Origin of the sequence: Pseudomonas sp. R1-18, assembly GCF_051132095.1 — a bacterium.
In the GTDB taxonomy this organism is placed as follows: Bacteria; Pseudomonadota; Gammaproteobacteria; order Pseudomonadales; family Pseudomonadaceae; genus Aquipseudomonas.
Genome location: NZ_CP071658.1, coordinates 4,039,216 through 4,065,000, shown reverse-complemented (window position 1 = coordinate 4,065,000; position 25,785 = coordinate 4,039,216). Strand labels below are relative to the sequence as shown.

The window sequence follows — 25,785 nt, the reverse complement described above, 5'->3', positions numbered from 1 at the left end:
AGCTTAACCGAATAGGGGAGGCGTAGCGAAAGCGAGTCTTAATAGGGCGTCTAGTCGCTGGGAATAGACCCGAAACCGGGCGATCTATCCATGGGCAGGTTGAAGGTTAGGTAACACTGACTGGAGGACCGAACCGACTACCGTTGAAAAGTTAGCGGATGACCTGTGGATCGGAGTGAAAGGCTAATCAAGCTCGGAGATAGCTGGTTCTCCTCGAAAGCTATTTAGGTAGCGCCTCATGTATCACTGTAGGGGGTAGAGCACTGTTTCGGCTAGGGGGTCATCCCGACTTACCAAACCGATGCAAACTCCGAATACCTACAAGTGCCGAGCATGGGAGACACACGGCGGGTGCTAACGTCCGTCGTGAAAAGGGAAACAACCCAGACCGTCAGCTAAGGTCCCAAAGTCATGGTTAAGTGGGAAACGATGTGGGAAGGCTTAGACAGCTAGGAGGTTGGCTTAGAAGCAGCCACCCTTTAAAGAAAGCGTAATAGCTCACTAGTCGAGTCGGCCTGCGCGGAAGATGTAACGGGGCTCAAACCATGCACCGAAGCTACGGGTATCATCTTTTGATGATGCGGTAGAGGAGCGTTCTGTAAGCCTGTGAAGGTGAGTTGAGAAGCTTGCTGGAGGTATCAGAAGTGCGAATGCTGACATGAGTAACGACAATGGGTGTGAAAAACACCCACGCCGAAAGACCAAGGTTTCCTGCGCAACGTTAATCGACGCAGGGTTAGTCGGTTCCTAAGGCGAGGCTGAAAAGCGTAGTCGATGGCAAACAGGTTAATATTCCTGTACTTCTGGTTACTGCGATGGAGGGACGGAGAAGGCTAGGCCAGCTTGGCGTTGGTTGTCCAAGTTTAAGGTGGTAGGCTGGGATCTTAGGTAAATCCGGGATCCTAAGGCCGAGAGCTGATGACGAGTGTCCTTTAGGACGCGAAGTGGTTGATGCCATGCTTCCAAGAAAAGCTTCTAAGCTTCAGGTAACCAGGAACCGTACCCCAAACCGACACAGGTGGTTGGGTAGAGAATACCAAGGCGCTTGAGAGAACTCGGGTGAAGGAACTAGGCAAAATGGCACCGTAACTTCGGGAGAAGGTGCGCCGGTGAAGGTGAAGCATTTACTGCGTAAGCCCTCGCCGGTCGAAGATACCAGGCCGCTGCGACTGTTTATTAAAAACACAGCACTCTGCAAACACGAAAGTGGACGTATAGGGTGTGACGCCTGCCCGGTGCCGGAAGGTTAATTGATGGGGTTAGCGCAAGCGAAGCTCTTGATCGAAGCCCCGGTAAACGGCGGCCGTAACTATAACGGTCCTAAGGTAGCGAAATTCCTTGTCGGGTAAGTTCCGACCTGCACGAATGGCGTAACGATGGCGGCGCTGTCTCCACCCGAGACTCAGTGAAATTGAAATCGCTGTGAAGATGCAGTGTATCCGCGGCTAGACGGAAAGACCCCGTGAACCTTTACTATAGCTTTGCACTGGACTTTGAATTTGCTTGTGTAGGATAGGTGGGAGGCTGTGAAGCGTGGACGCCAGTCTGCGTGGAGCCATCCTTGAAATACCACCCTGGCAACTTTGAGGTTCTAACTCAGGTCCGTTATCCGGATCGAGGACAGTGTATGGTGGGTAGTTTGACTGGGGCGGTCTCCTCCTAAAGAGTAACGGAGGAGTACGAAGGTGCGCTCAGACCGGTCGGAAATCGGTCGTAGAGTATAAAGGCAAAAGCGCGCTTGACTGCGAGACAGACACGTCGAGCAGGTACGAAAGTAGGTCTTAGTGATCCGGTGGTTCTGTATGGAAGGGCCATCGCTCAACGGATAAAAGGTACTCCGGGGATAACAGGCTGATACCGCCCAAGAGTTCATATCGACGGCGGTGTTTGGCACCTCGATGTCGGCTCATCACATCCTGGGGCTGAAGCCGGTCCCAAGGGTATGGCTGTTCGCCATTTAAAGTGGTACGCGAGCTGGGTTTAGAACGTCGTGAGACAGTTCGGTCCCTATCTGCCGTGGACGTTTGAGATTTGAGAGGGGCTGCTCCTAGTACGAGAGGACCGGAGTGGACGAACCTCTGGTGTTCCGGTTGTCACGCCAGTGGCATTGCCGGGTAGCTATGTTCGGAAAAGATAACCGCTGAAAGCATCTAAGCGGGAAACTTGCCTCAAGATGAGATCTCACTGGAACCTTGAGTTCCCTGAAGGGCCGTCGAAGACTACGACGTTGATAGGTGGGGTGTGTAAGCGCTGTGAGGCGTTGAGCTAACCCATACTAATTGCCCGTGAGGCTTGACCATATAACACCCAAGCAATCTGCACGCTTCGAAAGAAACGACCAGATTGCGGTGACTGTGAAGACGACACACACCGAAAACTGCAGCTCACAAACATCACATACCCGATTCGCTGGAGCGTCGGTAACGACGTCCCGGCACACCGAATTTCTTGACGACCATAGAGCATTGGAACCACCTGATCCCATCCCGAACTCAGCAGTGAAACGATGCATCGCCGATGGTAGTGTGGGGTTTCCCCATGTGAGAGTAGGTCATCGTCAAGATTCATTCCGAAACCCCTGATTGCGCATGCAGTCAGGGGTTTTGTCTTTTCCGGCAAGACAGAAAACTCCGGTCCGCTCCCACAACACCGCTCGCACCCTAGTCCGATACCGTCGCCCTCGCGGCAGCTCGCTGTGCAGGAGCGCGCTTGCCCGCGGCAGGTACGACGCGCTGTGTCAGGCACACCGCGAAGGATGGCCGCGAGCGAGCACGCTTTTACAGGCGCAAAAAAAGGCCGCATTCTCATGCGGCCTTCTGCTACTTCAGTTCAATCATTCCACTGCAGCGTCTTCAAGCGCCGCCACCACTTGTGGCAGAGCCTCTTCACGGCGGCGTATGTGCTTCCAGTCCGCCTCGTCGATGTAGATCCCGTTGGGGCCGCTGCCGCCTTCAAGGTCGATCGCCACATGCGCCGAGACCTGAGGTTTAACGCTCGCCAGGATCGGCACGAAGCCCAGCTGCAGGCTGGTTTCCAGCAGTGCTGCCTGGTTCTTCTCGTCGATGTCGGCTGCTTCATCGAGGTAATACGGCAGACGCACTCGGCCGGCCAGATCACGATCCATCAAGTGCAACAACAGATACATGTTGGTCAGCGCCTTGATGGTCATGGTCGTACCATTGGATGCCGCTCCGTCGATATCGGTGTGAATAACAGGCTGGCCATTGACCTTGGTGATCTCGAACGCAAGTTCGAACAGGTCCTTCAGGCCCAGCTGGTTATGGTTGGCCGCTACCAGTCGCGCCAGGTATTCCTTGGCTTCTTCGTTCTTGTTGTCTTGCTCCGCGCTCTGGCTCAGATCGAACACCGAGAGCGTCTCACCTTCTTCATACTGGCCGGCGCTGTGGATGATCTGGTCGATATGCTTGAGCGCTTCCTTGTTGGGAGCCAGAACGATACGGAAGCTCGCAAGGTTGGATACCTGACGCTTGTTGATCTCGCGGTTGAACAGCGCCAGCTGATGCTCGAGGCTGTCGTAGTCGCTGCGGATATTGCGCAGGGTGCGCGCAATGTCCGTTACTGCGGCGCGCCGCGCCTTGCCCAGAGTCAGCGCCTCGTCGGTGCGGTGCGCATAGGCATTGATCAGCAGATGCAGACGCCGTTCGACATCGTCCTCGCTGTCGAACTTCGCCACACCCTTGAGGCGTACCTGCGCGTACAGCGCTTCGATCTGGCCGTCGCTGCGTAACAGGGCCTGCCAGCTGTCCTGATAGTCATTGAGCAGCGGCAGCAGGTTTTCCATGGAGTCGTCGACCGGTTCCATGAATGGCGTACCGAACGGCATATCTGCCGGCAGCAATTGGCGACGGCGCAACGCGTCATCCAGCGTACGCTGCTTTGATTCCAGGTCGCCGATCTGGCGCGCCACCAGTTGCAGCTTCGCCGACAGTTGCTGGACGCGTTCAGTGAACGCGTCGCTGGAGCGTTTGAGCTCGTCCTGCGCCGCTTCCATCTGTGCCAGTTCTTCCAGCTTGCCGGGTTCTTCCGCCGTCAGCGTCTGGCAGCGCCGGAAATCTTCCAGAGCCTTCTGAGCATCCAGAACCTGCTGATACAGCGCTTCGGTCTGGTTCTTGCCCGCAGAACGGTCGGCTGCAACGGCCTGCTGGGTCTTGAGCTGCTTGAGTTCCTTTTCCAGACGCTCTTTCTGATCACGCAGCGCTGCGCGGTCGGCCAGTGCCTGAAGCGCTGGTGGCTCGATGCTGGACAGGTTGATCGAAAGGCCGGGCACCTGGAATTGTTCGCCCTTGAACCCATCGAGGACGGTTTCCAGCGATTTCACCCACGCGTCGCCCTCGTCCAGCGCAATACCTTGTTCGCCAAGCGGCAGGCTGAATAGCGCGCCGTTGAACAGCCGCATCAAGCGCTCGACATCAGGTTGCGAAAACTCTTCGCGCAGACGTGCATAGCTGTTGTTATCGGCGTGGTCGAGTTGCTGCCGGACCGACTTCAAGCGTTTTTCGAGGTCACGCAGACGCTCGTCCAGATCTTCCGCGCTGAACTGACGAGACTGAGCCAGTGCTCCTGCCAATTCGTCGTGTGCATCCTTGGCGGCGAGCAATTGCTGCTCCAGGATTTTGACGTCGTCGACCAGCGCGAAGCGATTCTTCAGCACGGAGAGCTCGCCCAGCCATCGCTGAATGCTGCTTATCTCGCGTTCGAGGCGCATCAGCTCCTGAGTGCTGTTGCGCTGATCGTTCTGCATGGCGTCTTGCTGAGCGCGGTAGTGCTCGGCCTGGATGACCAGTTCTTCCTTGCGCGCGCCCGAGTAATCGGACCAGCTGCCCAGCAACGAATCCAGCAACGGCGAGAGCCGATGCAGCTTGCCGCGCAGGATATCGCGCTGCTTGACGCCCGCTGCGAGTGCTTCGACCAGAGGACCGGCCAGTACCAGCGAGTTGTAGTCCTGCTCCATACGACGCACATCGCGGAAAGCCTCTTCGCAGGCGGCAATGTAATCGACGCTACCGGAACGCAGGCTGTGCTCGAACGCATCGAGGAACAGTTGCTTGAGCTTGGCGGCGGTGATTTCACGCATGTGCAGCAGGTTGATGAACAAGGCGCGGAAGGACTTGAGGCTCTGCTCGCTGGTCGAGCGCAGCGGGATCAGCGTCAGGTCCAGAGGGATCGACGTATGACCGCCCACCAACAGGCGACGCAACTCGTCAGGCTTGAGTTCATATGCCTTCAGACCATGGCTTTCCAGATTGCTGAACAATTCTTTCTGGCGCAGGCAGGTGTCGTCTTTCTGGTAGTGGCCCAGATCCAGCTCACCCGCGTAGGCGAAGAACTGGTGGCCGAAACCGCCACCCGGCCCGCGCCCGACCACGCCAATGACGTGCGGGCCGTGGGGCAGGGCGACTTCCACAAGAATGTAGCTGGTGTCGGACGCGAAATAGAAACGGCGCGACTGTTCAAGGCTGTACTTGCCGAAGCTCATGTCCGACATGCGGGCAAGAATCGGGAACTGCAGCGCGTTGATCGAGGCACTCTTGCCCAGGTTGTTCGCGCCATACACAGACAGCGGGTGTTCCAGCGGAAACAACCCGAGGCTGTAACCGGCGGTGTTCAGCAAGGCGAAACGGCGAATGCCATAGCGTTCCTGGCTCATGCATTCATCTCCTGTTCATCCGCGATGGCGCGGGCCAGCGCCTGCTCTTCGGTTTCCTGGTCCTGGCCTTCAAACTCGGCCAGATCCAGCGGGTCATCGGTTTCCAGCAGCTTTTCATCGCTGTCGTCATCGATGAGCACCGGGGTCGGCAGCGGCAGTGCGCTGTGCAGACTCGCCGCCAGATCGCGGTCCTGTTGCACCGAAAGGCATACATCCAGGAAACGATGCATCGGTGGCAGGAAGCGGTAAGCGCCAACCTCTTCACTGGCAAAGCCGAGCTGGGTCATGCGGCGCAGGATTTTCTCTTCCAGTTCTTCAACGGTCTGGACTTCAGCCTGCAGGAACAGATCGCGATATTTCTCCAGCATCGAAGGCAGTTCGTCGCGGCCCAGACTGCCGCCGTCGAGCACGGCGATGGGATCGCGTCCCTGGTCGGCCAGATGCTCGACCAGAATGAAGGTGAACAGCGCCAGCCTTTGCGCGGTCTTGTTGACCTGCGCGGCGGCCAGTTCAGGCACGAAGTAGTAAAAGCCGCGGGTGTCGCACACCAGCTCAAAGCCCAGCGCCTTGAACAGCGTCCGGTACTGGTCCTGAAAATTGGAGAGCTGAGCGTACAGCTCGGGATCGCGACGGCTGATGTGATAGCCCTTGAACAGCTCGCGAAAGATCGGCGCCAGCTGGGACATTTCGGATAGATCAAGATGCATGAACAGTGCTCTCGGAATTCTCTGGCTGCTCGCTCTGACCGGCGAGCAGGGCAAAGGAGCGCAGGCTGACGCGGTGCTCCCGGGTGAAGTATTCGCGGCGCTCAAGGCGTTCGCGGGCAAAGCGCTTGTCACGCGACAGGCGCGAGAACCAGTACAATAATTCTTCGGTTTCGCCGTTCGGCTCCTGGTCCAGCAGCCAGACCATCAGGTCAGGCAGTGGCAAGGCCTGTTCGCAACGTTCCAGCATCTCTTTGACGGTGCGGGGCGCGCTCGGCGGTTCTCCCTTGCGCGTGCTGCTGGCCTTGGGAAACTTCGCCGGCTTGGGCTCGAAGCGCGCCAGGGCATAGACGTAAGCCTCAACCTGGCTTGCATTGCCGAGGAAGGTGCTCTGCGGACGAGTGAACAGTGGCATCGCCGCTTGCGGCACGGCATCCAGACCCTTGCGGCGAATCGCTGACAGCGCCAGCGCGGCGCCACGGGTCACGGCGTTATGGCGACGGGCTTCTTCGCGCAGCGGCAGCAGCAGTTCGCGGGCATGGCGCAGGGTGAGCTGGGCGCTGGTCTGCATTTCCAGAATCCGCGCGTGCGTGCGCAGCAGCATGTCGTCGTCGACCAGATGGCCGAGGCGCTGCTGCTCACTCAGCAGGCGCAGCAGAACGTTTTCGACCTTGCGAACACCTTGCTCGAACGCGCCGTCGGCATTGACCAGCTGGATCATGGGCTCGACGTATTCGTCCCAGGTTGCCAGCACCTCGGCATAACGCTGACGCAGCGGGATCTGCCGGTCGCTGGTCTTGGCCCGATCGGCCACGGCGACCAGTGCCTGTTCGTCGTTGGCGAGCTTTTTCAGCACGTCGCGCACGCGCATGTCGAGTAGGCGCAGTTGCCGCGCCAGGTCGTTGGCATCGCGTATATCGAACGCGTCCTGAATGTAACCGGCCAGCCGCTCCAGATGGCGCAGGTAGGCTTCGATTTCCAGGCACAGACCGAGTCGATGCTCGCGGCGCAGATAAGACAGAAAGTCGTGGATCTGCGCATTGAGCTCGAAGCGGTTCGGGCTTTTGGCGACGGGGACCAGAATGTCCAGACGAATCCAGACGTCGAGCAGGTTGGTGATGTCCTGCGCAGTGCTCTCCTGTTGCTGAACGGCCAATTGCTGACGCAACTCGCTCAGGCTCAGGGTGCCCTGGTCGAAGTGTTCGCACAAAGGCTCGAGTAACGCCCAGTGCTCGGCAAGGGCGCGCAGGACGCGCTTGGGTTCGATCATTGTTAGGCCGATTGTTGGCAAGTGAAAGGCGGCGATTGTACTTCATCGACCTGGCAAGATTTCACCTCCCGGCGCGTTCCCTGTACGAAAGCACAAACTTGATCGGCATTTTCCTGCGGCGGATCGCTGCTCGACGATTTCCGGCGCAGCGCCTAGAATTGCGCGCTTAACTTATCCCCTGGTGGTCGACCCTTGCTCAACGAGTCCCGTCGCCGCGCCTACCTGACCTCGATGCAAGTGGTCAGCTGGCTGCCGCGCACCGAACTGCCTTTCGCCGCGCCGTCCCGGCTGGAACTGCTCGCGCCGTTGCCGGTGCCGGTCGATGAGCCGGCACAGGTCGCGCGGGTGAAAGCCGAGCCTGCTACGCCTGCCGTTGCCGATGTTGTGCCGGTCACGCGTCAGACCGAGCGGCCGAAGATCGAGGTGCCGCGCCCGTCGGCGGCAACCAAAGCGGCTGCCCCCGCCGCGGTCGAGAATGTCGAGCCCGCGCCGGTCAAGGTTGCGGTCGTGCCACCACCGCGCTTTGCCCTGCAGTTATTGCGCGCCGGACGCTGCCTGATTCTGGTGGAGTTATCCACAGGCCAGCCGTTTCAGAGCCGTGACCCGTCCTATCTGTTGCTCAAGGACATGTTGCGCGCCGCCGGCCTGCCGGACAGCCCGCAGATCATCGGCGAGCCGGTGCGCTGGCCGTTGCTGGTGCGCGGCAACATGGATCAGGGCCCCGACGCGGCGCGGGATTTCGTGCAGGGTTTCGTGGCGGCCCGCCTGGAGGAAGAGCCCTGCGGTTGTCTATGGCTTATCGGGCTGCCGGCAATGCGTTTCGCCGGTAACGTGGACGCCGAGTCTTACTATCTCGACCTGCCGATTGACGGTCTGGGTACTGCCTGGGCACTACCGGGTCTTGAACTGCTGATGGACGAGCCCGAGCGCAAGGCTGATGTCTGGCAAGCCATGCGTCGGCTGATGACGCGCTGGAAAACCAACGATGAATGATGCAATCAGCTTCCGCCCGATGACCGAAGCCGATCTGGATGCGGTGCTGAAGATCGAGTACGCCGCGTTCAGTCATCCATGGACTCGCGGCATTTTTCTGGACGGGCTCAAGTCCTACGAAATCTGGTTGATGTTCGAGGGCTCGCAGCAGGTCGGGCATGGCGTGATTCAAGTCATCATCGACGAGGCGCATCTGCTGAACATTACCGTCAAGCCGGAAAGTCAGGGGCGCGGTCTGGGCCTGAAGCTGTTGGACCACCTGATGAAGCGCGCGTACCAGTTGAATGCTCGCGAGTGCTTTCTGGAGCTGCGCGACAGCAACCGGCCCGCGTATCGGCTTTACGAAAACTACGGCTTCAATGAGATCGGCCGGCGTCGCGATTACTATCCAGCAGTCGGCGGCCGTGAAGACGCGGTTGTCATGGCCTGCACGCTGCTGGAATAGCGCCTGTCGACAGGCGGTCAGCGTTGGGTCTGGCCGTCGAGCGGATCGACGATCGCCAACTCTTCCTCGTCCAGGCCGTTACCGCCGCCGATGTCATCTTCATCGACCACAGTCAGATCGAGATCGGCCGGCTCGTCTTCGCCAATTTCGTCCGGGGAACGCGCGCCGTCTTCGTGGATCAGGGTTTCCGGCGACATGTCGTCGTCAGTCTGGTGATGGTCAGGCGTAGACGCGCCGGTCAAGCCTGCCTCGGCAACCCGCGAGTCGGGGATCTGCTGCGCCAACTCATCCTCGGGCATCAGGTCGCCGATACGGGCGGTATCGTCATCGTCGAAGCGCAGCTCGCGCATCGAACCCATACGGTCTTCAGTATCATCGATGGACTCCGGCTGGGGCGCATCGAACGGGCGGCGTGAATCGTTCATGGCAAATCCTCGTTGTTTGGGGCCTGTAGGGTGGACCGGCCGCAACTTTGAAGATTCCGTTTTTCTGCCCGGGCGTATGCCTCGCCCGCATCGGATGCTGACGCTGTAAGTGACTTCATGCAGTGGGCGCCAGTCCAACGCACAGCATCATTACCGAGGCGTCATAGCATGAACGATCTACAAGACCTGATTGATAACAACGAGCGTTGGGCCGATGCGATCAAACAGGAGGACCCTGAGTTCTTCGCCAAGCTGGCCCGCCAGCAAACTCCTGAATTCCTCTGGATCGGCTGCTCGGACGCGCGCGTCCCTGCCAACGAGATCGTCGGCATGCTGCCCGGCGACCTGTTCGTGCACCGTAACGTGGCGAACGTCGTGCTGCACACCGACCTCAACTGCCTTTCGGTGATCCAATACGCCGTCGACGTTCTGAAGGTCAAACACATTCTGGTGACCGGCCACTATGGCTGCGGCGGTGTGCGCGCGTCCATGCAGGATCGCCAGCTGGGCCTGATCGACGGCTGGTTGCGTTCGATCCGCGACCTGTACTACGAGAACCGCGAGGTGCTGGCCAAGCTGCCGACCGAAGAAGAACGCGTCGACCGGCTGTGCGAACTGAACGTGATCCAGCAGGTGGCGAACGTCGGCCACACCAGCATTGTGCAGAACGCCTGGCACCGCGGGCAGAGCCTGTCGGTCCACGGCTGCATCTACGGCATCAAGGATGGACGCTGGAAAAGCCTGGACGTGACGATCAGCGGATTGGACCAACTGCCGCCGCAGTACCGACTCCGCCCGCAGGACTGATTACGGCGTAGCCGTCGCGGGTAAATGCGCTCCTACGGTTTTGCAGGTCCGGCAGGAGCGCGCTTGCCGGTATCAAAGAACGAAGCGCTGCACCATGGCATTCAAGTCGGTGGCCAGCATCGAGAGCGCGTTGCTCGCCACGGTTGTCTGCTGCGCGCCTGAAGCGGTTTGGCTGGACAGGTCACGAATGCTGCTGAGGTTGCGGTCGACCTCGCTCGCCACCTGGGCCTGTTGTTCGGCGGCGCTGGCGATCAGCAGGTTGCGGTCGTTGATGGTGTTGGTCGAGCTGATGATGACGGTCAGGGCTTCACCGGTTGCGGCTGCCTGTTCCAGCGTCAGACTCGCCTGCGTCGCGGTATGACGCAGGGATTCGGCGGTTTCCTGCGTGCTCTGTTGTACACCGCTGATCAGCGTCTCGATCTCGGTGGTGGAAGCGCTGGTCCGCTGTGCCAAGGAACGCACCTCATCAGCCACAACAGCAAATCCGCGTCCGGCTTCGCCTGCGCGTGCCGCTTCGATGGCTGCGTTGAGTGCCAGGAGATTGGTCTGGTTGGCGATGGCGCGGATCACGTCGAGAATGCTGCTGATGCTCTGCGTCCGCTCGGCCAACCCTTCGGCCTGTTGCGAGGAGTCCAGCACATTGTCGGTCAGCTCCTTGATCGAGCTGATCGTGGCCGACAGGCGCATCTGGCCCTGGGCTGCCGCCTGGGTCGAGGCTTGCGATTCGGTTACCGTGTTGCTGGCATTGCCGGCCACTTCCACTGCCGCCTGGCTCATCTGATTGACGGCAACCGCCGCCTGCTCGATCTCGTTGTTCTGCAACTGAAGGTTCTGGGCGCTGGCTTCGGCGATGGTGCCCATCTCCTGAACCGACTGGGACAGCTGACTTGCGGCTGCGTAGATCTGATCGATGGTGCCATGCAGATTGGTGCGCATGCGACCGAGCATGATCAGCAGCTGCGCGGTTTCGTCCTTGCCTTCAGGAATGTCGTGCCGGGAGAGGTCGCCATCGGCGATGGTGCTGGCAATGTGCAGGGCGTGGCGCACCGGGTGAATGATGCTGACGCTCAGGCGCCATGCCAGCAGCAGGGTCAGCGCCAGTGCCAGGCCGATGGCACTCAACGCGATGATGCGGGTACGCGCATAGCTGGCGCTGGCGGCCTCGACTGCGGTCGCGGCGCTTTGGGTGTTGAGTTCGCGCAGCAGCTGCACCTGCATATCCATCAGGTCGCCCTGCATGGACAGCAGGGTATTGGAGAGCATGCGGGCTTCATCGATCTTGCGTTGTTCGATCAGCGCGATTTCATCCTGCAAGCCAGGCATGAACGCTTTGTAAGCGTCCTGCAAAGCCAGCAGCGAATCGCGCTCGGTGCCGTTCCCGATCCGCGCCAGATAGTCGCTGAAGCCTTTCTCCACTTCGTTCCTGAGCTGTTCCACATTGATCTTGCTGTTGATCACGGCACCCGGATCATCGGCGTTGGCGACGAGTCGCGTGGTTTCGCTGCGCAGCTTGACCAGGCCGATAGCAATCGCGTCCGCCATGGCGATACTCGGCATGGCGCCGCTTTCCACGGCCTCGCCCTGATTACGGATGTCCTGCATCTGCAACAGACTGAATATACCCAGGCTCACCATCAACATTGATGTGATACCGAAACACACAACCAGGCGCTGGGTAATCCTGAAGCGACGCAGCAGCGGCGTCGCGTTTCGCTGGCGCAGAAAGCGAGGCAGAAGTTTTTTCACAGCACACGACCTTTTAAACAACCAACTCGGAGAGGCGTTTATAAGGCAAATGTGTGATGTCTTTATGACATCTCTCGATGCAGCTGGATATTGGCGCCAGAAACTGACTACTGCGCCAGTATCTCGCCGATGTGCCCGGCCAGCAGCCGCGCGCCATGATTGTTCAGGTGGTTGAAGTCCTTGTACCAGGAGTTCATGTCGCCGATCAGGCATTGTTGTCGGCGGCAGAACACATCGTCGAGCGTGACCAGCCGGATGTTGTCATCAAGCTGCCGCTCATGCTCGAAGGTTTCCCGGGTAAAGCGCTGCAACTGATCGTGCTTGTCGAATGGGACCGACAGTTTGCTGACCATCAGCAGCTTCTGATCGGCATTCTGCGAGGCGCTGCGGGCCAGACGGTAGTAGAGATTTTTTGGATTGACCATCTGTTGCGGAACCTGGGCAACGATGAACACCTCGGTGCCGATCTCGCGATAGGCGCGCAAGGTGGTCCGCAGCGCTGTCTGAAAGACCGCCCTCGACGCCTCTTTGCTGCGTTCATGGCTCTGGCGAGATACGAGGAAGTAGTTGCTCTTTCTCTGGGTACCGTAATCGCCATCGGTATAAAGCGTCCAGCGTGCGACCAGTACCACCTTGGGGATCTTGCGTTTCTTGACGTACTCAAACTGACGGTTGGCCAACGCCTCGCAAACGCCAGGGTCGTAATTACCGTGGACGACATCGGCGCCCAGCAGCGGCAGGCAACCGCCCAGCCCAATGTGTACCAGCGTTTCGCCTTGTTCACGAGCGGCGGCGTCGAAGGTCGACAGCAGCGCTTCGGAGTGGCTGTCGCCGAACATCGCGACGTCCGGCGTCGCCGAGCTGTCGGCCAGGCCGAATAGACAGAAGTCGATATTCCAGCCCTTGCCGTCGTAGTTCTGGTCACAGCGGTCGCGCACTTGCGGGTCGGCAAACTCTTCGAAGATCGCCGGGTCGACCTTGAACCGCTGGGTAAAGCCATTGTTGACGTAGCCGGTCAGGCCCAGCGCGACGAACAGTACCGATGCGGTCGCGCTGAAGCTGAAAATCTGGCGGCGGTTGAATCTGCCCTTGATGCGAAAGGGCTGCTCAATGAAACGCCAGCTCAGCCACGCCAGGACCAGTGAAACCCCGGCGAGCGCCAGCATGACGGGCAACTCCGGCTCGACCAGGCTGCTGTGGCGCGCGAACGCGAACACCGGCTGATGCCACAGGTAGGCGCTGTAGCTGATCATGCCGATCAGAACCAGAACCCGAGTGCTCAAGGCTCGGCCCACCCAGGTGCGCCCGTCGGCGAACAGGATGATCAATGCCGCACCGAGGGTCGGCACCAGGGCGTTGAAACCTGGAAACGGCGTACTGCCGTCGAAGCCGACGATGGCGTAGCCGATCAGTCCGAGCCCCAGCAGAGTCGCCGCCTGGTTGAGCCAATAGGTGGTGTGGGTCGACTGCGGGCGCCAGGAGAAATAGAACGCAATGAACGAACCGACCAGCAGCTCCCACGCACGCGAATGCAGCAGGTAGAAGGTACTCGTGGCGTCATGGTGAGCGCCGGTCTGGGAAATGGTCAGGCTGATGATCGCGATGATCGCCAGCACAATCACCAGCCGTTTTCGGCCCAGGCCCCACCCCAGCATCAGAAAAAGCGGAAAGAACAGGTAGTACTGTTCCTCCACCGCCAGCGTCCAGGTGTGCAGCAACGGTTTGAGCTCCGCGCTCGCGTCGAAGTAACCGCTTTCCAGCCAGAACAGAAGATTCGACGAAAAGGTCGGCACGGCGACCAGGCTCTTGGAAAAGTATTTGAAATCCTCCGGGTCCAGCACCCACCAGGCCAGCGGCAGGCACACCAGCATCACCACGAACAGCGCGGGCAGAATGCGGCGCGCCCGGCGCTCGTAGAAATTGATCAGCGAAAACCGGCCGGCCTGCATTTCCGCAAGGATGATCGAGGTGATCAGGTAGCCTGAAATGACGAAGAAAATGTCGACGCCGACGTAGCCCCCGGGAAACAGCTCGACACCGGAGTGGAACAGGATGACGGGCAGGACGGCGACCGCGCGCAGTCCGTCGATTTCCGGGCGATAGCCCAGCGCTGGGTTGTGGGAGATGCCCATGAGTTGTGCTCTTGAAGGTGGACCGGACAGACGGCGGTTACTGCGGGCTGGAATAGCTACCGCCAACGCGAGGCGAAGAAAAGATGAGGTTTGATCTGGCGTGTGACTTGGCCATGGAGTGGCCGGGGAACAAAACCGCAGGTTTTCTGTGTGTTTAGCTCAGCTCGGCGAGGCTGTCCAGCGTCGGACCATTGATTGTTGCTTATGTAACGCCTGGTCAGAGTTCAGCCGTACGGCCATCTTTGGCATCGGCGGCCTGCGTAATGTGAACGACATCTCCTGTTCAATCCGCCGCGGCTGACGGCTGCACTACTTTGCTCTAATCTCCCGGCCGCGTCGCTTCGACGTGTTTCCGGGATGTAGCACCATGGGGTTCACCTTGCGCTCGCGCTTTCTGATGTGTCTGGCCTTTTCTCTCCTGCCCTGTATTTCCATACAAGCCGAGGAGCGCTGTGCAAGCTTTGCACCCGACGAAGTGACCATTCGCGGCACGCTGGAGCGCCATGTGTTTCCCGGGCCGCCGGAATACGATGACCTGACCGCGGGCGATGAACCGGAGGTGGGCTTTTACCTGGCGCTGGCTGAACCGCTGTGCGTGACCGGCAACGACGACGATGAGGGCGTGGGTGTCGAGGACGATCTGCGCCTGATCCAGTTGGTGCTGGACCAGGAGGGCTACGACAAGCTGCGCCCGTACCTGAGCGAAACCGTCACCCTCAAGGGGACGCTGTTCGGCGCCCTTACTGGCCATCACCATTCTCAGGTACTGCTGCAACAGGTGCAGCTGCTGGAGGGTACGCCGGCGGAGTCGATGGACTGCGAGGTCCTCGATGAAAACGTCAGGCTGGATAACGGCGGTTATCGACCGCTGTTGCAGGGCACCATCACGGGCACTCGTCGGGCCTACTTTCACGACGCGCCTCATGCTTCGTGCTCGGCGCAGAAAACCTATCTCGTGGCAGGCGACCATGTGAAGGTCTGGATGGGAGCCGACAGCGGCTGGGTCTACTCGACCTACACTGCGAAGAACGGTAAGGAATACGCCGGCTGGCTGGACCAGACGCAGGTGGTGCTCAACGCATGTCCTGGCTGCGAGCTGCCTGAAGAAACCCTTGACCCGGAGGTCGAGCAATATCTGGACTTGACGGAAGCCTGCACGCCACCTTCCACCGGCGAGGGTTGTGGCGATCTGGAGCAGGTGTGGCATTCTTTGCGCAAGAAATACCGCAACAACCAGCCAGTGCTAAATCTACTCGGCGAATCATGGCCGCAGTTGTAATACGGGCCCTCACCCAAGCGGGTAAAAGCCCTTTATAATCCATGGTTTTTACCCCTCGATGCGAGAATCCAGTGAGCTTACCGTCCTGCCCGAAATGCAATTCCGAATACACCTACGAAGACGGCTCGATGCTGGTCTGCCCGGAATGCGCCCATGAGTGGTCTGCCGACGGTGACAGCGCCGAAGCTTCGGAAGACGCGAAGGTCATTAAGGATTCCACCGGCAATGTCTTGCAGGACGGCGATACCGTTACTGTGATCAAGGACCTCAAGGTCAAGGGTTCGTCGCTGGTGGTCAAGGTCGGAACCAAGGTCAAGAACATCCGTCTGGTGGACGGCGACCACGACATCGACTGCAAGATCGACGGCATCGGCGCAATGAAGCTCAAGTCCGAGTTTGTCAGAAAGGTTTGATTCACACTGTCGTCGCAGTAACCTGAACGCCTCGCGATTCATTCCGGATCGCGGGGCGTTTGCGTTTTGCAGCGCATTCGGCAGTTGTTGTTGCTGAATGGAGACACGTCATGCCAGCCACTCCCGCTCCCTACCTTGGCCCCGATGAATGCGTCGTGCTGTACGACGGCGTCTGCAAGTTGTGCAACGGGGTCGTCAATTTCCTTATTCGCCACGACCCACAGCAGCGACTGCGGTTGGCACCGGTGCAGTCGCCCGAAGGCCAGGCGTTGCTGAAGTGGGCCGGGTTGCCGCAGGACGAATTCCACACTATCGCCGTGATCGTCAATCAACGGGTGTATGTGCGTTCCGATGCGTTCCTGTACATCATGCGGCAGCTGCCAGCGCCATGGCCATTGCTGAGTCTGCTAGGCATCTTCCCGCGTTTTCTGCGGGACTGGGCCTACAACCGGATCGCCCTGAACCGCTATCGCTTGTTTGGTCGCTATGACCATTGCCTGCTGCCGAGCCCGGAACATGCGCAGCGGTTTCTCGGACATTCGCCGCAGCCGTAGAGGACATAGGACGCGCCGCTGCGCTGTGCGGAATCGACGAGCGGTCATGAGCCAGATGGCGTCGCGGACGATGTGTTGTGGTCCAACCGTGCGAGACGTAAAATCCGCGGCATCCGGCTGTAATCTCCAATACCCACAATAATCCACATCGCGTGCTGCACTCGGTCCCGAACCTTGAGTGCGTTTTCGCGTTGCCGTGTGGTTGCCTTGCATGCCTGATTTGTTGTCCAGGTGCCATGTGTGTTGTCACTGCATGGCGAACGACCTTCGGGTTCGGAATCTTCTTGAGCGCTGTTTCCCTGATGACTACACCCCCGAATGCACACGCCGGAAGCTGGCTTGGCGTCGTCGCGCTGGCCTTGGCGGCCTTCATCTTCAATACCACCGAGTTCGTGCCGATTGGTCTGTTGAGCAACATTGGCGTCAGCTTCGACATGACGACCGCCCAAGTGGGCCTGATGCTCACGATCTACGCCTGGGTGGTGTCCCTGATGTCGCTGCCCATGATGCTGATCACCCGCAATATTGAACGCCGCAAGTTGCTGATCTGCGTGTTCGGCGTGTTCGTGGTCAGCCATATCGTGTCGGCGGTATCCACCAGCTTTGCCTTGCTGTTGGTCAGCCGCGTCGGCATCGCCTTCGCCCACGCCGTGTTCTGGTCGGTCACCGCGTCGCTTGCCGTGCGTATCGCCCCGCCGGGCAAGCAGGTTCAGGCGCTGGGGCTGCTGGCGACCGGCACCTCGCTGGCCATGGTGCTGGGTATTCCCCTTGGCCGGATGCTCGGCGAGGCGCTTGGCTGGCGTGCCACGTTCCTGTGCATCGCGGCGGTCGCCGCGGTAGTCGTGGTGTTGCTGACCAAGGCGCTGCCCCTGCTGCCTAGCCAGAACTCCGGATCGCTGCAAAGCCTGCCGATGCTGTTCAAGCGCTCGCGGTTGATGGCGGTCTATCTGCTGACTGCGACTGTGGTGACCGCGCACTTCACCGCCTACAGCTACATTGAACCCTTTACCCAGAACGTCGCTCTGTTGAGCGGCGACATGACCACTGTGCTGTTGCTGGTATTCGGCGGTTCAGGGGTGTTGGGCTCGGTGCTGTTCAGCCTGTTCAGCAGCCGTTTCCCCAATGCGATGCTGATTATCGCCATTCTGATGATCTCCTGGTGCCTGTTGCTGCTGTTGCCGCTTTCCGGTCATGAGCCGGCGCTCATCACCATTACCGTGATCTGGGGCGTGGCGGTGATGTGCTTCGGGCTGTTGTTGCAAGCCAGAGTGCTGTCATTGGCGCCGGATGCTACCGACGTGGCGATGGCGCTATTCTCGGGCATCTTCAATATCGGGATCGGCGGAGGGGCGCTGCTGGGCAGCGTGGTCAGCAGCCAGTTGGGCGTGGCGAACGTAGGAATCGTCGGGGGCTTGCTGGCGGTGGCCGGCCTGGCGCTGTGCTGCGTCAGCACCTGGCATTTTGGCAAGACTCCGACCGTCGCAGACACGCAGACGCAAGCGAAGTCCTGATCGAGTACTCGAAGGCCGACCGGACTCGCTGTCCGGTCGGCTCGTTTGAATCAGGCCTTGAGCCTGCCGATCCATTCCAGCGACGTTCTCCAGATACAGATCCCCAGGAAATACGCCGACATCGCCAGCCACAGGCCCATGACCACCGGGCCATTGTGCGGATGATTGATGATCAGCAGCGCGCTGCTGAGCAGCCATACCGTGGTAACGGCGATATTGATCGGCATGAAGCGCCGTACGCGGAAGGGGTGCAGGAACTTCATGCGCGTCAGTGTCAGCAGCGCCAGGGCGATAATCGTGATGAACGTCAGCCACGGTGCCGGCGACAGGATGTACAGACACAGCGCCACGACATTCCACGCAGCCGGGAAGCCCTGGAAGTAGTTGTCCTTGCTTTTCATGTCGACGTTGCAGAAGCAGAACAGGGACGAAACCAGAATGACCGAAACGCTCAACAGCAACGTGTAATCCGGTACCGGAATGTAGCGGTAGATGAACAGCGCCGGTATGAAGACATACGTCAGATAGTCGATGACCAGGTCAAGTACCGAACCGTCGAAATGCGGTAGCACTGACGTGGTGTTGACCTTGCGAGCCAGCGAGCCGTCTACACCGTCGACGATCAGCGCGGCACCCAGCCAGAGCAGGCAGGCCTTGGGTTCGTTGTTAAACAGGGCAATGGTTGCCAGAAACGCAAGGACTACGCCGGTGGCGGTAAAGCCGTGTGCGCCCCATGCGTTGAGTCTGGCTATGCGTTGATTGGATATCACGGGGCGCTCTCCAGGAGTAATGCTTGTCAGGGTTTGCCGTAAACCTGACCGGTAACCACTATCGACCCGGTAACCGGCGAGAAGGTTCAGCGACGACTATCGCTCGTTTTCCGCTCATTTTCCATAAAACTGCGCTCAGTGTCGGCCCGCTCGTCCTTGTACTCCTGCGGCTCGACGAAACAGGTAGGCGGCGCGCCGTTGGCGTTGAGCTGGTTGATGAGCGCCGGCTGGCCTTTATCATCGAAGAAAACCTGGCCGATACCCGCCGAATTCCACAGTCGCTCACCCGCCTTGCTGTGCTCCGGAGTGCGCGGAATGACCTTCATCAAGCGGCGCTTGGTGAACCAGTTCAGCGGGGAGCGCGGCGAATACAGCCAGCGATTGAGGCGATCGAAGGTGTCGAGCAAACCACGCGGGAACTCGTTCTTGATGCCGCTGCTGGTGACTTGCCAGATGCGTGGACCGCCGCTGCGGTCGCGGATCAGAATCTCGTAAACGAATGAATAGTGCACGTCACCTGAAAGGATCACGTAGTTACCCGGCGTGCGCGAGTGCCGGAAGATGTTCAGGATCACCTGCGCCGCGCCCCTGTGAGCCATCCAGTTTTCTGCGTCTACCAGCAGTGGGTAGCCGCACCAGCTGAACACTCGCTGGATGGCTTCGATCAGTTTGACGCCGAACACCGGTGCCGGTGAAACGATGATCGCCGATTTGTGATCGAGCAATTCCTGCTGCAGTTCACTCAGCGCTTCCCAGTCCAGCAGGCCGGAGGGATGGTTGAAATTCGACTGACTGCGCCAGCGCCGCGTGCGGGTGTCGAGCACTACCAGCGCCGGGCTGCTGGGCAACACGTAATGCCATTGCTGGAAATTCAGCAGTCGCCCGATCAGTACGTCCTGGCTCCGCGGTTGCCAGTGTTGACCGTGTCCGGCGGCTTCGGCACTGAACTCGGCTGTTTCCCGGATTACCTTGGCGAACGCGTCGGGATTGTTTCCCCAGCCCTGGCAGAGCAGATAGGCAATCAGCGCGTTACCGATGATCCGCTTGGAAAAAGGATGGCCGTAAGCGGTTTCCTCCCAGTTTGCCGACAGGTTCCAGTCGTCAGTGATGTCATGGTCATCGAATATCATCAGGCAGGGCAGGTGAGCCATGGCCCTGGCAACGCCCCCCAACCCGTCCTTGAATCCATTGATCAATACCAGCTCGCTCGCCCAGCGCTCCTGCTCTTTGCTGTCCAGGTCAGGCATGTCCAGTTCGATCAGGGCCCACGGCGTGGGCGACCAGACCAGCAGGTACATCGCCATGACTTCGGCGAAAGTCACCAAGTGGTTATCGGCGGTCGCGCTGGTAAACACCGGTTTGCTGGTGCCGCCGAAAAAGCGGTCGCGCAGGGTTTCGTTACTTTTAAGCGCGGGTAACAGGTCGGCGCGCCGGTAGTAGCTGGCCGGGTGCCGATAAATCTCGGCACTGTCGTCGACCACCGCGCCTTCCAGGGTTTCGCCGAACAGTCCGAGGCGCTCGATCAGCGCATGAATCGCTCGCAACATCGGGCCTGCGACATCGTCGGCGTAAATCTGATCGCCGCTCATCATCAGCAGCGCCGGGCGGTCAAGCGGCTGCGGGCTCTCCGCCAGCAGGCGGTCGACACACAACAAGCCTTCGGCCGAGCTGTGATGGGGTTTGCGGCATGAACCGTGGAGCAGTTGGTCGATCTGACTACGAACGACGAAATTTGGGAACTCCGCGTCGCCGTACAGCAGATGCGGAGCCCAGCTGGCAATACCGCCACGCTCGCCTTCGACCAGCAGGTCATAGTCGATCAGCGTGTCATGAGGCAGCTCGGCATCGAGCTGTACGTCAATCAGGTGCACGAACGCATGGCCACCCACTGCAACAACCTGACATTGCCCGGCATCGAGCGCGTAATCGGTGAACGCCGTTTCCTGGGCAACCCGCAGTCGTAAGGTCAACGCCAACTTGCGCGTACCCACCAGCCACAGCACCACCCGACCTGACTCCTGGCGGCGCAGGATGGGGCCAGCGATAACGGCGGGGACGGTGGAGGGTCGTACGGAGACGTTGGCGGGTTTCACGACTCGAGGCTCTGCTGACAAAGGACCGCCGATACTAGCGCAACCACTGTGAAAAATTCCTCATGGATGATGGCGCTGTGACCCGTCAGAAACCATCGCTGAATTGATCTGATGAATGAAGCCAGGCACCTGCGGCTATGGCACTGCAAGGTAGGAAATTTGGCGGCAAATGTCCGATGAACAACCTGTAGCCACCCCTGGACGGGCCGATAGCAGGTTTGACGCCACCTTGCGGCGCGCAACCTTTCTCGATGTTCGCAGCCACGCGGCTGTTCCATAGGTAATCAGGATGAACTGGTTTTACAACGCCAAGCTGTCGACCAAGCTGTTTATTGCATTCGCGCTGTGTGCGCTCATCACGCTGGCCGTCGGCGTGGTTGGTGGGCAGGGCGTGTCCGCGATTTCCGCTAGTCTCAAATCGGTCTTTTCCAACAATCTGGTATCGGTGTCCAAAACGGCAGACGCCAAAAGCAACACTATCGCGCAGAACCGCGATCTCTATCGCTATCTGAGTGCTGCGGCTGCCAAGGCGCCCCAGTCATCGAAAGACGAAATCCTGGTCAGCATGCGCGACAACCGGGCGAGCGCGGAAAAATCCTATGCTCAGTACCGCGTCACTCCGCTGGCCGATGATGAACGGGCGGCGGCCGAACAGATGGATCGCGACTGGCCCGCCTACCAGGCGTTGCTGGACCGTATCGTTGCGCGGATCGATTCCGGCGATATTGACGGCGCGCGGGCGCTGATCAGCAGCGACATGCACCAGAGCTATGGCCAGATCATGAGCCAGCTCAACACTATCGTCGCGTCCAATGGCCGTCAGGCCAACGAGGGCGCAATGGCGGCCGCCAAGACCGAAGCCACCGCCCGCCTGAACCTGTATGTCGGCGTAGGCCTGGCCTTTGTGGCCGCGTTCGTGCTTGGCATGTTCATCAGCCGTACGATCAGCCGCCCGATCGCGGAAGCCGTGGTCAGTGCCCAGCGCGTGGCCAGCGGTGACTTGACTCAGCCTATCGTCAGCACCCGCCGTGATGAAGCCGGCCAGCTGCTTTCGGCACTGGGCGACATGCAGAACAGCCTCAAGAACACCATTCAGCAGATCGCCAGCGCTGCCGATCAGCTCGCTTCGGCCGCTGAGGAACTCAACGCCGTAACTGAAGAAAGCAGTCGTGGCCTGAACCGCCAGAACGACGAAATTCAACAGGCCGCGACCGCTGTCACGGAGATGACCGCTGCGGTGGAAGAGGTGGCGCGAAACGCGCTGTCGACCTCCGAAGCGTCGAAGCTGACAAGCACTGAAGCGGCCAGCGGCCGGGATCAGGCGCGTGAGGCGGTGAAGGCCATCAACAACGTCAGTAACGAAATCAGCTCGTCGACCACTATGGTCGAAGAACTGGCCGGGAAGGTGCGCGACATAGGGCAAGTGCTGGACGTGATTCGCGGAATTGCCGAACAGACCAACCTGCTGGCGCTGAACGCGGCAATCGAGGCAGCTCGGGCTGGCGAACAGGGTCGTGGCTTTGCGGTTGTGGCCGACGAAGTACGGGCACTGGCCGCGCGTACTCAAGCGTCTACCGGTGAGATCGAAGCGATGATTGGCACCGTGCAGAACAGCGCCGACCATGGTGTGCGCGCCATGGGCAACAGTCGTACGCTGGCGAGCAACACCCAGTCGCTGGCCCAGGCCACCGGCCAGTCGCTGGAACGAATCGCCCAGAGCATCGCCGAAATCAACGACCGGAACATGCTCATCGCTACAGCGTCGGAAGAGCAATCGCACGTCGCCCGCGAGGTTGACCGCAACCTGATCAACATCCAGGACCTGTCGACCCAGACCGCCGCCGGCGCGCATCAGACCAGCGCTTCAAGTCAGGAACTCTCACGTCTGGCCGTGTCGTTCAACAGCCTGGTGGGCAAGTTCAGGATCTGACGGCGCTTCGGTTACAGGGCCGAGCGGGCGCATTCCCCGGCTGTTCGCGAAGATCTAGGTACATCCGATACAGGCCTATCGGATGTACCCGCGTGTTCTCGAACAAGTCCGCTCCTGAATGGCGTACCCTTTAGCGCGCTTGTGAGACCCGCTCGTTTTGCCACGTGTGACGAGCGTTCGGCTGTGCTTCCGGATCGGTACCGGGGCGGGGCGGCGGGGTAGTCATGTACAACGTGCGCGATGGCAGCGCGAATCTCACGCCAAGCTTGTTGAAAGCTTCCAGCATGGCCAGGTTGATGGCTTGCTGAATATCCATGTAAACGTTGTACCCGGGGTCGAGCACGATGTAGACGTTCTCGAATTCGAGCGCGTTCTCGCCAAAGCCGCGGAAATGCGCCCGGTCGAAGCGTGCCAGAGGCTGCTGGCGAATGATCTGCTCCACCAGTTCGGGCACCTGCCTGATCTGCTCGGGCGAGCAGTCGTAGGTCAGACCGAATTCGAAGACGATCCTGCGCTCTTGCAGCCGTTTGTAGTTCTGAATCGTAGTGCCGATCATCTGGGCGTTAGCCATGACGATCTGCTCGCCACCCAGGCTGCGGATACGCGTGGTCTTGAGGCCGATGTGCTCGACGGTGCCTGCCAGCGATCCAACGACGATGAAGTCGCCGACCTCGAATGGTTTATCCACGGCAATCGACAGCGAGGCGAACAAGTCGCCCAGTACGTTCTGCACTGCCAGAGCGACCGCGATACCGCCAACACCGAGGCTGGCGACGAAGGCCGTGATGTTCACGCCCAGATTGGACAGCATCGCCAGCAGCACGACCGCCCAGAGCAGTACACGAGTGCCCCAGAGCGACAAGGTCGCCAAGGCGCTGCCGCGGTAAACGCTGTTGCTGCTGTGCCGGTAGAAATAGCGCATCAGCGCCAGTGCCAGCGCCCGGTTGGCCCACAGGCCGACCTGAAGCGCGGCGACCACGAACCACAGACTGCTGACCCGGGTGAGCCAACGCTCTGGCAGATCAAGCATGCCCACGCCGATCAGCAGCGAGGCAAGCAGCAAAAGGGTGTTGCTGGTGCCGGAGAGCACCTCCATCGCGATCTGGCTGAAATGATTGTCCGCCTTGTTGGCGCGCGCCCGGATCCGCCTGAGCACGAAGCCAATGGCCGTCCTTGCGATGATGAAGCTCAGCACCGTGGCGCATAGCGCGAGCATCAGGTTGAGGATGGAAATACCGAGCACTGTCGTGTCTGACAGAAAACCTATGAAGCCGTGTTCCATACGTCGTTCACCTCACTTGCGCCGCAGAGACTCGCAGGCATCCTCTGGCCCGACATGTGGCGTCTCTGCGCTCGTGAATGGTGGCCCTCGTCGCTTCGGATCTGCTATGCCGGAGCGGGCCATGAATTTCGTTAGTAAGCATCAGGCCGCAGCCGTTCCATGCATTGTTCCAGCGACGGATATCACCAACGCTCCTGCCCGGCTCTCATCCAGCAGAAACTCCTTATTGCAGAGCAAAAACAGCGGCGCTTGCTCGTAGGAGCGCGCTTGCCCGCGACCGGCTGCGTAGCCGTCGTAAATCAATCTCCCGACAGCAGAAACAACAAAGCCCGCATTGCGCGGGCTTTGTTGTTTGGAGCGGGCTTGAGTCGAGTGGTTACTGCTCGTTGCTCGATTCCAGCTTCTTCGTCACCTGCTGGTGACCTTCATTCAGCGTCGAGCGAACTTCATGCACCTGCTTGTCGGACACGGCAGGCGCCTTGTTCGACCAGCCCTGGCGCAGGAACGTCGCCAGTACCGCAACCTCGGTGTCGTCCAGTCGCTCGGCGAAACCTGGCATCGGCAGGACCGATGGCGAGCGCTCGGTGGATGGCGTTTGGGCACCAGCCAGGATCACGTGGATCAGCGCCGTCGGGTTTTCCGCGTTGATCACCGAGGCGCCGTCCAGGCGCGGGAAGATCCGCGAAGCACCGTCACCGGCTACGAAGTGGCACGCGCCGCAGTTGTCCAGGTACAGCCGCTCACCCAGGGTCAGGTCTTTGGCGGCGGTCAGCTTGCGAGTGGTGGCCTCGCTGCGCTGAGCCTGATGCTGATAGACCCCTTCACCGCTGGCGGCGAGAGACTTCAGGTAGGCAGCCATCGCATGCAGATCTTCATCGCTCATGTGCGAAGTGCTGTTGGCGACCACGTCAGTCATTTCACCGGCCACAGAGGCCTTGGCGTTACGGCCCGAGCCCAGATAGTCGACGATCTCGTCCTGCGACCAGTGCTTGATGCCGCGCAGCGCAGGCACGGACCAATCGTTGAGCACAGCGCCGGTCAGGTAGTCCGAGGATTTCTCGTCGAGCCCTTTTTCCTGCATGGTCAGCGCACGTGGCGTGTGGCACGAGCCGCAGTGGCCCAGACCCTGAACCAGGTAGGCACCACGCGCGATCTGCGCATCCGCGCCGGACTTGGCCGCAGCCAACGGAACGGCGACCGACTCCGGCGACGGCGAGAACAGCGTACGCCAGTAAGCCAATGGCCAGCGAATCGACAGTGGCCACGGAATATCATTGGCCTTGTTCGCTTGCTTGACCGGCTCCACGCCATTCATGAAGTACGCATACAGCGCTTGCGTGTCTTCGTCGGTCACCTTGGCATAGGACGGGAACGGCATCGCGGGATACAGCGCGCTGCCATCGTGACCTACGCCGCGACGTACTGCGCGTTCGAAATCGCCATAGGTCCAGCCACCGATACCGGTGTCTTTGTCCGGGGTGATGTTGGTCGCGTAGATCGTGCCGATAGGCGACGCGATACCATGGCCACCGGCAAAAGGTTTGCCATCGTGGCTGGTGTGGCACGCCACGCAGTCACCGGCGCGCGCCAGGTAGGCACCTTTGCTGATCAGCTCTGGCGTGACTTCCTGAGTCAGCTGCGCCGAAGCATCACCTGAGCGGTTCAGAAAGACACTGACCAGCCACGCCAGCAGCGCGAGCACCAAACAGGCAACAAGCAGGATCAGCAGGGGAGAGCGGGTTTTCGATTTCATGTTCGCGCTC

At 59.9% G+C, this 25,785-nt stretch carries 17 protein-coding genes, 2 rRNA genes and 4 pseudogenes (1 of these 23 only partly in view); 11 read left to right on the top strand and 12 right to left on the bottom strand.

The window, feature by feature from the left end; genetic code table 11:
* Both J3P77_RS18635 and rrf read left to right on the top strand, forming a co-directional pair.
* Positions 1 to 2,300, top strand: a 23S ribosomal RNA gene (locus J3P77_RS18635); it begins 593 nt to the left of the window's first position.
* Positions 2,301 to 2,447: 147 nt separating this feature from the next.
* Positions 2,448 to 2,563 (top strand): 5S ribosomal RNA (rrf, locus tag J3P77_RS18630).
* Positions 2,564 to 2,833: 270 nt separating this feature from the next.
* Here the strand turns inward: rrf and mksF are convergent.
* Genes mksF through mksB form a run of 3 tightly spaced genes read right to left on the bottom strand, consistent with a single transcriptional unit; the run spans position 2,834 to position 7,642 of the window.
* Entirely contained in the window at positions 2,834 to 5,668 is a 2,835-nt protein-coding gene (gene mksF / locus J3P77_RS18625) for an Mks condensin complex protein MksF (protein WP_434678041.1), read from the bottom strand.
* Entirely contained in the window at positions 5,665 to 6,375 is a 711-nt protein-coding gene (gene mksE, locus J3P77_RS18620; protein ID WP_434678040.1) for an Mks condensin complex protein MksE, read from the bottom strand. Before mksE ends, mksF begins: the two co-directional genes overlap by 4 nt.
* Positions 6,365 to 7,642, bottom strand: a complete 1,278-nt coding sequence (gene mksB / locus J3P77_RS18615) for an Mks condensin complex protein MksB (RefSeq protein ID WP_434678039.1) — start codon at positions 7,640 to 7,642, stop codon at positions 6,365 to 6,367. Before mksB ends, mksE begins: the two co-directional genes overlap by 11 nt.
* 192 nt (positions 7,643 to 7,834) lie before the next feature.
* Here mksB and J3P77_RS18610 point away from each other — a divergent pair, with 192 nt between their 5' ends.
* Together J3P77_RS18610 and rimI are read left to right on the top strand one after the other, a co-directional pair.
* Positions 7,835 to 8,635: an energy transducer TonB gene (locus J3P77_RS18610; protein ID WP_434678038.1), complete on the top strand. Its 801-nt coding sequence runs from the start codon at positions 7,835 to 7,837 to the stop codon at positions 8,633 to 8,635.
* Positions 8,628 to 9,080: a ribosomal protein S18-alanine N-acetyltransferase gene (gene rimI, locus J3P77_RS18605; protein ID WP_434678037.1), complete on the top strand. Its 453-nt coding sequence runs from the start codon at positions 8,628 to 8,630 to the stop codon at positions 9,078 to 9,080. Before J3P77_RS18610 ends, rimI begins: the two co-directional genes overlap by 8 nt.
* Before the next feature lie 17 nt (positions 9,081 to 9,097).
* Here the strand turns inward: rimI and J3P77_RS18600 are convergent, their stop codons facing one another.
* Positions 9,098 to 9,505 (bottom strand): serine kinase/phosphatase, encoded by a 408-nt coding sequence (locus J3P77_RS18600; RefSeq protein ID WP_434678036.1) that lies wholly within the window; start codon positions 9,503 to 9,505, stop codon positions 9,098 to 9,100.
* 168 nt (positions 9,506 to 9,673) lie between these two features.
* Between J3P77_RS18600 and can the strand changes: the two genes are divergently transcribed.
* Positions 9,674 to 10,312, top strand: coding sequence for a carbonate dehydratase (gene can / locus J3P77_RS18595; RefSeq protein ID WP_434678035.1), 639 nt, complete (start codon positions 9,674 to 9,676; stop codon positions 10,310 to 10,312).
* Positions 10,313 to 10,384: 72 nt separating this feature from the next.
* On the opposite strand, the gene J3P77_RS18590 is transcribed toward can, so the two are convergent.
* The 3 genes and pseudogenes from J3P77_RS18590 to J3P77_RS18580 form a co-directional block, all read right to left on the bottom strand.
* On the bottom strand, positions 10,385 to 11,530 hold the full coding sequence (locus tag J3P77_RS18590) for a methyl-accepting chemotaxis protein (protein WP_434682067.1): 1,146 nt from the start codon (positions 11,528 to 11,530) through the stop codon (positions 10,385 to 10,387).
* Positions 11,516 to 11,947 (bottom strand): annotated as a pseudogene (locus tag J3P77_RS18585) (MCP four helix bundle domain-containing protein); the annotation flags it as partial. The gene J3P77_RS18590 and the pseudogene J3P77_RS18585, both read right to left, overlap by 15 nt.
* A 218-nt stretch (positions 11,948 to 12,165) precedes the next feature.
* Positions 12,166 to 14,190 carry an acyltransferase family protein gene (locus tag J3P77_RS18580; RefSeq protein WP_434678034.1) on the bottom strand — a complete coding sequence of 675 codons (2,025 nt, stop codon included), beginning with the start codon at positions 14,188 to 14,190 and terminating at the stop codon, positions 12,166 to 12,168.
* Between the two features lie 367 nt (positions 14,191 to 14,557).
* On the opposite strand from J3P77_RS18580, the gene J3P77_RS18575 reads away from it, so the two are divergent.
* The 4 genes from J3P77_RS18575 to J3P77_RS18560 all read left to right on the top strand — a co-directional run bounded on the left by J3P77_RS18575 (position 14,558) and on the right by J3P77_RS18560 (position 17,947).
* Positions 14,558 to 15,469 carry a DUF4431 domain-containing protein gene (locus tag J3P77_RS18575; RefSeq protein ID WP_434678033.1) on the top strand — a complete coding sequence of 304 codons (912 nt, stop codon included), beginning with the start codon at positions 14,558 to 14,560 and terminating at the stop codon, positions 15,467 to 15,469.
* A gap of 41 nt (positions 15,470 to 15,510) precedes the next feature.
* Complete coding sequence (locus J3P77_RS18570; RefSeq protein WP_434678032.1) at positions 15,511 to 15,882, top strand: zinc ribbon domain-containing protein YjdM; 372 nt, start codon at positions 15,511 to 15,513, stop codon at positions 15,880 to 15,882.
* Between the two features lie 110 nt (positions 15,883 to 15,992).
* Positions 15,993 to 16,436 carry a thiol-disulfide oxidoreductase DCC family protein gene (locus tag J3P77_RS18565; RefSeq protein WP_434678031.1) on the top strand — a complete coding sequence of 148 codons (444 nt, stop codon included), beginning with the start codon at positions 15,993 to 15,995 and terminating at the stop codon, positions 16,434 to 16,436.
* Positions 16,437 to 16,735: 299 nt separating this feature from the next.
* Entirely contained in the window at positions 16,736 to 17,947 is a 1,212-nt protein-coding gene (locus J3P77_RS18560) for a sugar transporter (protein ID WP_434682066.1), read from the top strand.
* Positions 17,948 to 17,997: 50 nt separating this feature from the next.
* Here J3P77_RS18560 and pcsA read toward each other — a convergent pair whose 3' ends face one another.
* The 3 genes and pseudogenes from pcsA to J3P77_RS18545 all read right to left on the bottom strand — a co-directional run.
* Positions 17,998 to 18,717, bottom strand: coding sequence for a phosphatidylcholine synthase (gene pcsA / locus J3P77_RS18555; RefSeq protein ID WP_434678030.1), 720 nt, complete (start codon positions 18,715 to 18,717; stop codon positions 17,998 to 18,000).
* An 86-nt stretch (positions 18,718 to 18,803) separates the two neighbouring features.
* Positions 18,804 to 19,619 (bottom strand): annotated as a pseudogene (locus tag J3P77_RS18550) (alkaline phosphatase family protein); the annotation flags it as partial.
* A gap of 71 nt (positions 19,620 to 19,690) precedes the next feature.
* Positions 19,691 to 20,810 (bottom strand): annotated as a pseudogene (locus J3P77_RS18545) (alkaline phosphatase family protein); the annotation flags it as partial.
* Positions 20,811 to 21,099: 289 nt separating this feature from the next.
* Here J3P77_RS18545 and J3P77_RS18540 point away from each other — a divergent pair.
* Positions 21,100 to 21,834: pseudogene (locus tag J3P77_RS18540) on the top strand (MCP four helix bundle domain-containing protein); the annotation flags it as partial.
* 42 nt (positions 21,835 to 21,876) lie between these two features.
* On the top strand, positions 21,877 to 22,740 hold the full coding sequence (locus J3P77_RS18535) for a methyl-accepting chemotaxis protein (protein ID WP_434682064.1): 864 nt from the start codon (positions 21,877 to 21,879) through the stop codon (positions 22,738 to 22,740).
* 130 nt (positions 22,741 to 22,870) lie between these two features.
* On the opposite strand, the gene J3P77_RS18530 is transcribed toward J3P77_RS18535, so the two are convergent.
* Together J3P77_RS18530 and J3P77_RS18525 are read right to left on the bottom strand one after the other, a co-directional pair.
* A complete protein-coding gene (locus J3P77_RS18530) occupies positions 22,871 to 24,022 on the bottom strand; it encodes a mechanosensitive ion channel family protein (protein ID WP_434678029.1) in 1,152 nt (383 codons plus the stop codon).
* A gap of 376 nt (positions 24,023 to 24,398) precedes the next feature.
* A complete protein-coding gene (locus tag J3P77_RS18525; protein ID WP_434678028.1) occupies positions 24,399 to 25,775 on the bottom strand; it encodes a c-type cytochrome in 1,377 nt (458 codons plus the stop codon).
* Between the last annotated feature and the right edge of the window lie 10 nt (positions 25,776 to 25,785).